Raw genomic sequence first — 11,341 nt, 5'->3', positions numbered from 1 at the left:
CCGGCTTTTCGGGAGCGTGCGCGTGTGGAAGTGGGTCCTCGCCTTCGTGGTTATCGTCGCCGCGCTCGCCGGCGCCGGCACCTACTTCTTCAAGCAGTCCGGCCTCGCGGATGACCTCCGCCAGTGGATGAACCCCGAGAGCAAGCCCAAAACCGTCCGTGTCGGCGCGGCCATCAAGGACGACCTCGTCCGCACCATCTCCACCCCCGGCGAGATCGAGCCCAAGACCAAGGTCGAGATCTCCGCCCAGGTCTCCGCCCGCATCATCGCCCTGCCCTTCCGCGAGAACGACCGCGTCAAGGCCGGCGACGTCCTGATCCGCCTCGACGCCCGCGACCTCCAGGCCCTCCTCGAATCCGCGAAAGCCTCCCTCAAGTCCGAGCAGGCCCGCTACGAGGGCGCCCGCGCGGCCCTCGAGAACGCACTCTCCGAGCGCACCCGCCGCCAGAAGCTCGCCGAGACCGGCGACATCTCCAAGGCCGAGCTCGACCAGTTCGAGACCGAGTACCGGCGTGCCGAGAGCGCCATGCGCGTGGCCGAGCACTCCATCGAAATCGCCAAGGCCAACATCCTCCGCGCCGAGAAGGACCTGGACAACACCACCATCACCGCCCCTTTCGACGGCGTCGTCACCAAGCTCAACGCCGAGGTGGGCGAGACCGTCGTCGTCGGCACCCTCAACAACCCCGGCAGCATCATCATGGAGGTCGCCGACCTCGGGGTGATGCTCCTCAAGGCCAAGATCGACGAGGCCAACATCGCGTTCGTCAAGGAAGGGCAGAAGGCCCGCGTCTACGTCAACTCCTTCCCCGACACGCCCATCATCGGCACCGTCGAGCACGTCGGCCTCAAGAAGGAGGTCGACAAGGACATGACCGCCTACTTCCTCACCGACATCGTCCTCGAAGCGCCCGCCGACATGGTCCTCCGCTCGGGCATGACCGCCAACGCCGACATCGAGGTCGAGACCTACCGCGAAGTCATCAAGGTCCCCAGCCAGGCCGTGCTTGATCGCGTGCGCGAGGAGCTGCCCGCCGCCATCACCGCCGACAACCCGCTCATCGACAAGAACAAGAAGTTCGTCCGCGTCGTCTACGTCATGAACGAGGGCAAGGCCCGCTCCGTCCCCGTCACCACCGGCGCCAGCGACCTCACCGACACCATGATCCTCCGCGGCCTCAAAGAGGGCGACCGCATCATCGTCGGTCCTTTCAAAGAGCTCGTGAACCTCCGGGACGACCACCTCGTCATGGAGGAGGGCACGCAGCCGGACCCAGCCAAAAGCGGCGACACCAAGACCGCCACCGCCAAGGACGGCGCGCATGGTGGCTGAAACCCGCCCGCCCGCAGCGACTCCATCCGGTACGGGGCAGCAGCCCGTCACCCTCCAGATCCGCGCCCTCACCAAGGTCTACAAGATCGGCAGCGAGCAGGTCCACGCCCTCCGCGGCGTCGACCTCACCGTCCGCCGCAACGAGTTCGTCGCCATCATGGGCTCCTCCGGTTCGGGCAAGTCCACGCTCATGAACATCCTCGGCTGCCTCGACCAGCCCACCAGCGGCAGCTACGAGCTCAACGGCAAGCTCACCCACACCATGGGCCCCGGCGCCCTCGCCCGCGTCCGCAACGAGGAGATCGGCTTCGTCTTCCAGTCCTTCGAACTCCTCAACCGCGCCACCGCCCTCAAGAACGTCATGCTCCCGCTCATCTACTCGCGCCGCCACTGGCTCAGCGCCCGCAAGCGGGCCAAGGCAGCGCTCGAGAAGGTCGGCCTCGAGCACCGCATCAAGCACAAGCCCAACCAGCTCTCCGGCGGCCAGCGCCAGCGCGTGGCCGTGGCCCGCGCCCTGGTGAACGAGCCCTCCATCCTGCTCGCCGACGAGCCCACCGGCAACCTGGACTCCACCACCAGCGAGGAGATCATCGGCCTCTTCAAAGAGCTCCACCGCAGCGGCCAGACCATCGTCATCGTCACCCACGAGGAGGACATCGCCGGCCACGCCGAGCGCATCGTCCGCCTCAAGGACGGCCGGATCGTCTCCGACCACCCCACCACCCACGACCCCATCCACCAGGACTACCTCGCCCGCGCCCTCGATGCCGCCAAGCGCGCCGCCGAACCAACCCTCGTCCCCACCGCCTAGCACGTCCCCGCTTCCGCTTTCCGCTTTCCGGTTTCCGGTTTCCAAATGCTCCTCCTCCCTCGCGTCATCCTCCAGACCATCGTCCTGGCCCTGGGCCAGATCTGGGCCAACAAGGTCCGCTCGCTGCTCACGACGCTTGGCATCATCATCGCCGTGGTCGCGGTGGTGCTGACCGTCGCAGCCATGGTGGGCGCCCGCCAGACCATCCTCGACGAGTTCAGCAAGGTGGGCGCGAACAAGATCTGGATCTTCCCCCGCTTCCCCCCGCAGGTCCGCGACCGCTTCTCCTGGCGCCAGGTCCGCATCACCCAGCAGCAGGCCGAGGGCCTCGCCACCGCGGCCCCCAGCCTCGAGCGCCTCACGCCCGTCACCAGCATGAACCCGACGGTTCAGTACAAGGACATCGTCAAGAAGGGCGTCAACGTCCAGGGCATCCGCCCCGAGTGGCACGATATCGAGGGCCGCAGCGTCAAGCAGGGCCGCCCCTTCATGGCCATCGACGAGGAGGAACGCCGCCAGGTCTGCCTCATCAACGACAAGGGCGTCGAAGAGCTCGGCCTCGACAGCGACCCCTCCGGCACCACCATCCTGGTCGCCGGCCGCCGCTTCCTCATCGTCGGCGTCGTCGAGACCAAGGACCCCATCATCCAGATGGGCGGCAACGAGGCCCAGACCGAGCTGCTGATTCCCTTCTCCACCGCCGTGATGATGCGCCCCGAGCCCCGCATCTGGATGATCGCGCAGACCTACAAGCCCGAGCAGTTCGAGGACGCCAAGGCCGAGATCACCAGCTACATGCGCCGCGTCCGCAAGCTCCAGCCCGAGGACCCCAACACCTTCGGCATCGAGGCCATCGAGCAGGCCCGCCAGCAGTTCAACAAGGTCGCCGGCTTCATGACCGCCCTGGTCGGCGGCATCGCCGCCATCTCCCTCCTGGTCGGCGGCGTGGGCATCATGAACATCATGCTCGTGAGCGTCAGCGAGCGCACCCGCGAGATCGGCTTGCGCAAAGCGGTCGGCGCCCGCCCCGAGATCATCCTCGCCCAGTTCCTCGTCGAGGCCGTCACCCTCTGCGTGGTCGGCAGCGGCCTGGGCCTGCTCTTCAGCCAATCACTCGTCCTCATCGCCAAAACCGCGGCCCCCAAGTTCATGGGCCACGCCGCCGTCCCCCTCTGGGCCATGCTCGTCGCCGTCGGCGTCGCCGCCGTCACCGGCGTCGTCTTCGGCATGTTCCCCGCCATCAAGGCCGCGCGCCTCGACCCCATCGACGCCCTGCGGCACGAATAATGTGCCACGATCATGTCCTCATGATCGTGTCCTCCGCGCGCTCAACGTAGCAACGTCAACTCGGCACGATCATGCAGAGCCATGATCGTGGCACGCTCACGCCGCCATCCCCCGCTCATCCTCATCCTTGAAGAACCCGCCCCACTGGTGCTTGGGCAGGTGCCGGTAGTTCATCTTCACGATCCGCGACAGCTGCTGCGCGAACAGGTCCTTGATGATCCGCAGCGTCGCCGGCGCGCTCCCCGTGAACGGCGTCCGCCGGTCGCGGAACAGCACCACCACCGCAAGGCACTCGCCATCCACGCGGCAGGAGAACGCCGCGACGGCCGAGTCCTCCAGCCACGCGCCCGCCGGCCCGGGCTCGGGCCGCACGTCCTTCAACCCACGCATCACCGCCACGTCGTCACGCCCCTCGAACGCCGGCGCCATGATGTCCGCCAGGTGGTCCAGCAGCGTCTCCGCCGTGTCCCGCGGGCAGTCGTAGTTCACGTACGCCCCCAGCGTGAAGTCCCCCGACTGCGCCGGCAGAAAGATCGCCGCGTTCGTGGGGCCGATCTTCTTCAGCGTGTACTCCAGCACCGTCCGCAGCAGGCACTCGAGGTCGAGCTCCTGCCGGAAGATCGTGTTCAGCTCGCTCGCCAGCGCCACCTGCTTCATCTGCTCCGACAAGTCACGATAGCTCGCGGCCATGTCGTTGCACACACTCCCCAGCTGGTCCATCAGGCTGTGCCGCGACCGGTTCAGCTCGCGGCAGGCCGACCGCAGCTTCCGCGCCCGCCGCTCCTCCAGCCGCGCCCGCGCCCGCAGACGGCGCGCCCGCTGCCCGGCGCTTTTGATGGCCGCGCACAGCTCCGCGTCGGTGCACCCAAGATCCACAAGGTCCACCCCCCCCGCCCGCATCACCTTCACGGCCATCTCCATCGACGGCTCCGCCACCACGATGCAGCTCACGCACCGGTCCGCCGCGTTCAGCTCCGGCACCGCGCTCAGCGCATCGCCCGCGTGGTCCCCGATCATCACCACGTCATAGAACGACTCGTTGAGCATCGCCCGCGCCGTGTCCACGTCGCACGCGCTGGGGCTGTGAGACCCGAGGCTGTCCAGGCGCGACGCCAGCGCATCGCGCCGCTCGCGCGACGTCGACACCACCAGCACGCGAACGCGCCCGAGGAGCCCCTGTGCGGTCTTGCGGTTGGTCTTGCGCCGTGCCATCGCGAGTCTTCCCTGTAAAGGCCGCCCGCGAAAGCACACATGCGGGCGTACGGATGGCATCGGCTGTAACGAAGAGGCGGTTGAGCCCAGTTCTCGGAATCAGCTTCGAACACAAACCGCGCCACCACGACGCCGGGACTGAGCCGCCCTGGGCGAAGTCCCGGATTGAGCGCGACGCCGTTCCTGCGACCGCGAAGCGCCCACCCCGCAACCACTTACGAATCCCAAGCCCCCGCCAATCCGGGACTTCGTCGAGGACTCCTCAGTCCCGGCGTCGCCCTACTGCGGCACCCGCAGCACCGCCCGCGTCCCCCGCTCCAACCCAACCAGCCGCACCTCCCCGCCCATCGCCCCCGCCATCCGCTGCGCCCGCGTCAACCCAAGCCCCTTCCCCCGCCCCGCCCGCTTGTCGGAGAAGAACGGGTCAAACGCGTGCTGGCGCGCCGCCTCGCTCAGCCCCGGCCCCGCGTCCTCCACCACAAACTCCACGCACCCATCGCGCTCAACGACCTCCACCGACACCGGCCCCGCCGGGCACGCCTCCAGCGCATTGGCCATAAGTTCCGTCAGCACGCCCTCGGTGAGCTCCGGGTCCAGCGTCGGCGTGGGCACACCGATGTCAACGCTCACGGCCGTCTCCACCCCCGCACGCTGGCGAGCATGAGCCACCGCCGCGTCCACCACCGCCCGCACCGCCACCGGCCTCGGGCGGCACTCGGGCGTCTGCGACAGCAGGTGCAGGCTCGAGATCAGGCTCGACAGCTCCTTCGCCGCGTCCGCGATCGCCTTCGCCGCGGCCTTGTCCCTCTCATCCTCCAGTCGCCGCATCAGCAGCTGCGCATGCCCCGACATCACGCACAGCGGGTTATTCATCTCGTGCGCCGCCCCCGCGGTCGTCTGCCCCAGCTTCGCCATCGCCTCGTGCTCGGCCAGCCGCGCCTGCATGTCCGCCACCGCGCGGTTGGACTCCACCAGCTGATCGTGCAGCCGCCGCGAGCGCTCCCGCTCCGCCGCGCTCGCCAGGGCCGCGCTCCACGTCGCCGTCACCGCCCGCAGGATGCCCGGCGCGAGCCCTTCGCCGATGTCCCGGTCCGTCAGCAGCAGCGCGAACGGCCCCTCCTCGCGCCCGCCACCGCCCACGCCGATCGGCATCACCCGCAGCTTCCGCTTGTCGCCCGCCGCCTCCACATGCTTGCCCAGCCACGGCAGCAGCCCCAGCACCCCCGCGTTCAGCGCCGCCCCGTGCGACAATGCCGTGAGCGCCGACGCCAGCCGCTCCGGCAGCGCCTCCAGCATCACCGCCCCCACGGGCACGCCCGACGCATCCAGCCGCACCAGCCGCCACGCGAACTCATCCTGCACCAGCACCCCGAAGTAGCCCGGCCCGAACGCCCGCAGCGCCGACTGCGCCACCACGCCCATCGTCTCCGCCACTGTGCGCCTTGGGCCCCCCAGCGCATGGAACTGCTCGATCGCCTCCAGCACCTTCGTCTGCGAGACGCTCAGCGTCGCCCGCTCCTGCAGCGCGTTGTTGAGGTCGCTCAGCTGCCGGTTCGCGTTCGCGAGGCTCTCCAGCAGCAGCCCCGGCGGCGTCGTGTCGTCCAGCCCCAGGATCTTCAACCGGTCAGCGATGGCCACGTGCAGCGGCCCCGCGATCAGCGCGGGCCCGCCCTGCTTGAGCCCCATGTCCGACCACAGCCGGTCCGCATCCGGCACAGGCCCAAAGTCCCCCGACCACCCCAGGTGCAGCCGCCTGCACACCGCCTTCGCGACCGTCACGATCCCCGTCAGCGCCCGGTCCGGCCCCTCCGGAAGCGCCGCCCACGCCTGCCCATGCAGCCAGATCACGTTCTGGATCGGCTCCGGCAGCCCCCAGTGCTCCGCCACGCGCCGCCCGGCCGTGTGATGGTCCAGCCCCAGCACCGTCCGCTCCACCGCGCCGCTGTCGCACGCCCGCCGGTGCGCGAGGGCCAAGACCCGCTCGTAGCTCCGCGGCAGCACCAGCTCCAGCACGAGCTTGCCCACATCGTGCAGCAGCCCCGCCAGGAACGCCTCCTCCGGCATCACCCGCAGCTTCGGATTGTTCTGCGCGATCAACTCCGCCGCGCACGCCACCGCGATTGAGTGCTTCCAGAACCCCTTGCGGTCAAACGCCCGCTCCCCGCCACCGCTCTCGGTTCTCCGATTCCGGCTCTCCGCTTCCGCATGCTCCGACACCATCGACGCGTCCAGCGCCTCGCTCGCCTGCTCATCCTCCCGCGTCATCAGGTCGTACACGCTCACCGACAGCGCCGCCGACCGCACGGCCTCAATCCCCAGCATCAGCACCGCCCGCTTCACCGTCGTGATGCGGTCGCCTAATCCCTTGTCCGCCCGCCGGCACAAGCCCAGGATCCGCGCCGACAGCGCCGGGTCGCTCTCGATGATCTTGACCACATCCGAGATCAGCACCTCGTCAATGGTGCCGATCGCCAGCAGCCGCGCGGCCACCGGTGACAGCGTGGGCAGCGTCCGCACCCGCTCCAGGATCATCTCCACCTGGCGGGCACGGGCGAGGTCTGGGGTTGGTGTCGCCGGGACCGTCATATGGAAAGCTCGAAGCTCAAAAGCTCAAGGCTCAAATCAGAACCACGTCCGCGAGCCCTTCGCCTGAGCCTCCAGTTCTAGTGCACTCCGTTCCCATTTGAGCTCTGCGCTTTGAGCTTTGAGCTCTGGCCTTCCTCCCCCGCCTCCGCCTCCAGCTCCAGCAGCTCCTCGATCTTGCCCATCAGCACCGGCACATCGAACGGCTTCTTGAGGAACGCGTTCGCCCCAGCGGAAATCAGCCCGTCGATTTCCGCCTGGTTCACCACGCCGCTCACGCACAGCACCTTGGTGTCCGCCAGGTTCGCGTTCTCGCGCACCCGCTGGCACACGATGTTGCCGTTGATGTCCGGCAGCATGTAGTCCAGGATGATCAGCTGCGGCCGGAACGCCTCGGTCAGCAGCCCCGCGTCGTACCCGTTCCCCGCCGTCTTGACGTCGAACCGCCCGTCCCGCCCCAGCAGATCGACGTACAGCTCCACGATCCGCGGGTCGTCGTCCACCGCCAGCACGCGCTTGCGCCCGCTCCCCAGCGCCGACAGCGGGATGTTGTTCGCCCGCATGAACCGCACGAGCTCATCCCGCGGGATCCGCCGGAACTTGCTCCCCGGCACGCGGAAGCCCGTCAGCCGCCCTGAATCAAAGCAGCGGATGATCGTCTGCTGGCTCACCTTGCAGATCTGCGCCGCCTCGCCCGTGGTGAACACGCGCTTGGTCGACAGGTCCTCGTTCTCGGGTTCCATTGACATATCTCGGGTCCTGACCACGCTGCACGCCGCGCACCTGTGCAACTCTGCCCAGTTCGCCCGCGTGCTACAGGGCTTCATCGACCCCCACCCTGCCCAGATTCACGCGTGGACCCGCCCACGCGTCCGGGAACCGCCCCGGGGATGTCCAAGTTTCCGGTTGTGCCGCCCATGCCAGCCCTCCCGGGTCTGGGGACCTACCGCCTGACGCACGTGCCGCGGCCGTCCGGGGGTCCCAGTCCCGGCGGGCGTATAACGTGGGCGCATGTCGAGCTCCCCGCACGAGCGGATCAACACGCTGATCGACCAGGGTCAGCACGCCGCGGCCATCCCGCTGCTCGAACGCGCCCTCGCGCGCAGCCCCCGCGACCTCGAGCTTGTCTCCATGATGTCGTACGTGCTCGCCAAGGTGAACGACAACGCCCGCGCCGAGCACTTCGCCCGCAGGCTGCTCGCAGGCATGCCCGACCACCCGCAGGCCCTGCACAACCTCGCCAACATCCTGCTGCGGCTGGGTCGCACCGAGGAAGCCGAGCCGCTGTTCCTCCGCGCCCTCGAACGGGCCCCCGATGAGCCGCAGATCAGCATCGGCCTGGGTGAGCTCTACTCGCGGTCCAACCGGCACGTGCAGGCCGAGCGTGTGCTCGCGCGGGCCCTGGCGAGCAACCCCTCGCACCCGGTCCTCCGCGCCAACTGGACCCACACCTTCCAGCCCCGCGGCCGCCTCGACGAAGGCCTGCCGATGCTCCGCGCCCTCGCGGCCCAGAACCCTCACGACCTCAACCTCGCCGACGCCCTCTGCTGCACGCTCAACTACGCGCCCGACGCTGAGCCTGCTGAGATCTTCAAAGCCCACCGCGCGTTCGGCCTGCTGCTCGAGCAGCAGCTGGGCGTGCCCGACGCACCGCCGCCAGCGCCGCCCCGCCCCGACGGGCGGCTGCGGGTTGGCCTGGTGTCCCCCGACCTGCGCGAGCACGCGGTGGCGCACCTCATCGAGAACTTCCTCGAGTACGCCGACCGCTCCACGCTGCACGTGGCCTGCTACCCGCTGGGCCCCGAGGACGACACATCGAAGCGTCTCCGCCGGCGCGCGGACCAATGGACCTCGCTCCGCGGGCGCACTTTCGGCGACGCCGCGAAGGCCGTGCGCGCCGATGGCGTCGACGTGCTCATCGACCTTGCGGGGCATACCGCCGGGCACGCGCTGCCGCTCTTCGCACTCCGCCCCGCGCCGGTGCAGATGACCTACACCGGCTACCCCAACACCACAGGCCTGCGCGCCTGCGACTTCCGCATCGTCGATTCGCTCACCGACCCGCACGGCGTCGAACCCTTCCACACCGAGCGCCTGCTGCGGCTGGACCCCTGCTACATGTCCTACCGCGCGCCGCGCGAGCTCCCGCCCCTCCGGCCTGCGCCCAGCGACCCGCAGACCGTCATTACGTTCGGTTCGTTCTCCAGCCTCCTCAAGATGAACGGCCCGCTGCTCGCTTTGTGGGCGCGCGTGCTCCACGCGGTCCCCAGCTCGCGCCTGGTGCTCATGCACACCGGCCTCAGAGAACCAGAAGTCCGCGACGACCTTCGCCAGCGTTTCGCCGCGCTCGGCATCGACCCCGCCCGCATCGACCCGCGACCTCCCGCACCGACGCGCGAGGGCGTGCTCCCCGCCTACAGCGAGCTCGACATCGCCCTCGACACCTTCCCCTACAACGGCGCGGTCACCGTGGTCGAGGCCCTGCTCATGGGTGTGCCCTATGTCTCGCTCGCGGGCCGGACGTCCGCCAGCCGCGCGGCCTTGTCGATCCTCACCGCCGTGGGCCACCCCGAGCTCTGCGCGGCGACCGAGGACGACTACGTCCGCGTCGCTGTAGAGCTCGCGAATGACGCGTCCCGCCGCGCCGCCCTGCGGCAGCAGCTCCGTAATGAGGTCCTCGCCAGCCCCATCTGCGACGGCCCCGGCTTCGCCCGCCGGTTCCGCGACCTGCTGCAGCAGGCCTGGGCCGAGCGCGTCACCCCAAGAGCTAAGGAAGCCTGAACGGCGCCCCGCACTCCGGGCACCGCTCGCCCCTGACGTGCGCCACGAGGTCGTACCCGCACGCGTGGCAGGTGTACCTTGCCCCCTGCTCCGATCTGGACTTCGCCCGCAGGTACCGCCTGACGGCCCACACCCACGGCACCAGGAACACCGGCACCCACAGGTACCAGTGCCGCCCCACCCAGGCCCCAACCTCCTTCGAGTGCGCCCGCGCCAGCACGGGCACCATCGCCCCCGCGAGGGCGATGAGCATCGGCGGCAGTCGTTCGGGTTCGAATCGTCGTTTGAGCAGGGGCATGTCCGGTTCCCCACTCTACCAATCGAGGGCGAAATCGGCTTGGAGGCAGCCGCGCCCCCCGCGATAATGGCAACCTGCCCGCCGCGGGCACGTACAGGGAGGTCCCCGAGGGGTGGCGGGGGTTCTGCCGGTCCGTATCTACCTAGAGAGAAACCATGCGTACCCACCTCGTTGTCGCCGCGCTCGCACTGTCCGCCTCCCCTGTCCTGGCCCAGAACCTGCTGTTCGACAACGGCACGTTCGTCACCCACCCGGGGGCAGGCCCCGACGGAACCGATAACTCGGTCACCGAGACCGGCACGGCCATCTCCCTGGGCAACGACCCGACCACAGCCAACGGCGCCCTCATGATCGCCGAGAGCTTCACCGCCACCGCGGCGTGGCAGCTCAGCGAGCTCTACTTCTACGAGGTGCAGTCGCAGGTCGCGTCCAACCTTCACACCGACTTCCGTTTCCCCGCGGCGTTCGTGCAGATCTTCGACGCCGACCCGCGCCTGGGCGGCGTGGTCATCGCCGGCGACCTCACCACCAACCGCCTCCGCGGCGGCATGTGGACGCGGTGCTGGCGACTCTCTTCCAGCGGCGCCGCCAGCAACACCCGCCCCATCTTTCAGGTCGAGATCGACATGACTTGGGCCCCTGTCCTCCAGCCCGGCACGTACTGGGTCGGCGTCTCTGTCGAAGGGGAGCCGGGCGTGACCTCCGCCCCGGGCTCGATCCCCCTCGCCCAGCGCGCCGGACAGGATTCCGCGCAGCTCTTCCAGGGCAACTGGGTCTCCGTCCCCCGCGACTTCCCCTTCAAGCTCTTCGGCCAGGAGGCCAGCAGCTGCGGCCCGCAGGACTTCAACGGCGACGGCGACTCCGGTACCGACCAGGACATCGAGGCGTTCTTCGCCTGCCTCGGCGGCACGTGCTGCGACACCTGCTGGCACAACGGCGCCGACTTCAACGGCGACGGCGACACCGGCACCGACCAGGACATCGAGGCCTTCTTCCGAGTGCTGGGCGGCGGCACCTGCTGATCCACTGGTGACAA

Annotated in this window: 9 protein-coding genes; 5 read left to right on the top strand and 4 right to left on the bottom strand. The window is 69.2% G+C overall.

Annotated elements, in window-relative coordinates:
• Nucleotides 1-22: 22 nt before the first annotated feature.
• Genes VD997_07105 through VD997_07095 form a run of 3 tightly spaced genes read left to right on the top strand, consistent with a single transcriptional unit; the run spans nucleotide 23 to nucleotide 3,431 of the window.
• On the top strand, nucleotides 23-1,333 hold the full coding sequence (locus VD997_07105) for an efflux RND transporter periplasmic adaptor subunit (protein HYE61748.1): 1,311 nt from the start codon (nucleotides 23-25) through the stop codon (nucleotides 1,331-1,333).
• Nucleotides 1,323-2,144, top strand: coding sequence for an ABC transporter ATP-binding protein (locus VD997_07100; GenBank protein ID HYE61747.1), 822 nt, complete (start codon nucleotides 1,323-1,325; stop codon nucleotides 2,142-2,144). The genes VD997_07105 and VD997_07100 overlap by 11 nt, the downstream gene beginning before the upstream one ends.
• Before the next feature lie 45 nt (nucleotides 2,145-2,189).
• Complete coding sequence (locus VD997_07095) at nucleotides 2,190-3,431, top strand: ABC transporter permease (GenBank protein ID HYE61746.1); 1,242 nt, start codon at nucleotides 2,190-2,192, stop codon at nucleotides 3,429-3,431.
• 96 nt (nucleotides 3,432-3,527) lie between these two features.
• Here VD997_07095 and VD997_07090 read toward each other — a convergent pair whose 3' ends face one another.
• The 3 genes from VD997_07090 to VD997_07080 form a co-directional block, all read right to left on the bottom strand.
• A complete protein-coding gene (locus VD997_07090) occupies nucleotides 3,528-4,643 on the bottom strand; it encodes a hypothetical protein (GenBank protein ID HYE61745.1) in 1,116 nt (371 codons plus the stop codon).
• A gap of 279 nt (nucleotides 4,644-4,922) precedes the next feature.
• Nucleotides 4,923-7,229 carry an HDOD domain-containing protein gene (locus VD997_07085; GenBank protein ID HYE61744.1) on the bottom strand — a complete coding sequence of 769 codons (2,307 nt, stop codon included), beginning with the start codon at nucleotides 7,227-7,229 and terminating at the stop codon, nucleotides 4,923-4,925.
• A gap of 77 nt (nucleotides 7,230-7,306) precedes the next feature.
• The gene (locus VD997_07080) at nucleotides 7,307-7,975 is read right to left on the bottom strand and encodes a response regulator (GenBank protein ID HYE61743.1); all 669 of its coding nucleotides are present in this window, start codon (nucleotides 7,973-7,975) and stop codon (nucleotides 7,307-7,309) included.
• A 262-nt stretch (nucleotides 7,976-8,237) separates the two neighbouring features.
• On the opposite strand from VD997_07080, the gene VD997_07075 reads away from it, so the two are divergent.
• Entirely contained in the window at nucleotides 8,238-10,007 is a 1,770-nt protein-coding gene (locus tag VD997_07075; protein HYE61742.1) for a tetratricopeptide repeat protein, read from the top strand.
• On the opposite strand, the gene VD997_07070 is transcribed toward VD997_07075, so the two are convergent.
• The gene (locus VD997_07070) at nucleotides 9,994-10,305 is read right to left on the bottom strand and encodes a hypothetical protein (GenBank protein ID HYE61741.1); all 312 of its coding nucleotides are present in this window, start codon (nucleotides 10,303-10,305) and stop codon (nucleotides 9,994-9,996) included. The two genes, VD997_07075 and VD997_07070, sit on opposite strands and share 14 nt — an antisense overlap.
• 155 nt (nucleotides 10,306-10,460) lie before the next feature.
• On the opposite strand from VD997_07070, the gene VD997_07065 reads away from it, so the two are divergent.
• Nucleotides 10,461-11,327 carry a hypothetical protein gene (locus tag VD997_07065; protein ID HYE61740.1) on the top strand — a complete coding sequence of 289 codons (867 nt, stop codon included), beginning with the start codon at nucleotides 10,461-10,463 and terminating at the stop codon, nucleotides 11,325-11,327.
• Nucleotides 11,328-11,341: the final 14 nt, after the last annotated feature.

Source organism: Phycisphaerales bacterium, assembly GCA_035627955.1.
Taxonomy (GTDB): domain Bacteria; phylum Planctomycetota; class Phycisphaerae; order Phycisphaerales; family UBA1924; genus JAEYTB01.
The sequence above is the reverse complement of the archived record's forward strand: the minus strand, read 5'-3'. Positions and strand labels throughout refer to the sequence as shown.

Bases quoted from the DNA above. Each gene is read 5' to 3' on its own strand.
- VD997_07100 (HYE61747.1), top strand. From the start codon at position 1,323: ATGGTGGCTGAAACCCGCCCGCCCGCAGCGACTCCATCCGGTACGGGG.
- VD997_07095 (HYE61746.1), top strand. From the start codon at position 2,190: ATGCTCCTCCTCCCTCGCGTCATCCTCCAGACCATCGTCCTGGCCCTG.
- VD997_07090 (HYE61745.1), bottom strand. From the start codon at position 4,643: ATGGCACGGCGCAAGACCAACCGCAAGACCGCACAGGGGCTCCTCGGG.
- VD997_07085 (HYE61744.1), bottom strand. From the start codon at position 7,229: ATGACGGTCCCGGCGACACCAACCCCAGACCTCGCCCGTGCCCGCCAG.
- VD997_07080 (HYE61743.1), bottom strand. From the start codon at position 7,975: ATGTCAATGGAACCCGAGAACGAGGACCTGTCGACCAAGCGCGTGTTC.
- VD997_07075 (HYE61742.1), top strand. From the start codon at position 8,238: ATGTCGAGCTCCCCGCACGAGCGGATCAACACGCTGATCGACCAGGGT.
- VD997_07070 (HYE61741.1), bottom strand. From the start codon at position 10,305: ATGCCCCTGCTCAAACGACGATTCGAACCCGAACGACTGCCGCCGATG.
- VD997_07065 (HYE61740.1), top strand. From the start codon at position 10,461: ATGCGTACCCACCTCGTTGTCGCCGCGCTCGCACTGTCCGCCTCCCCT.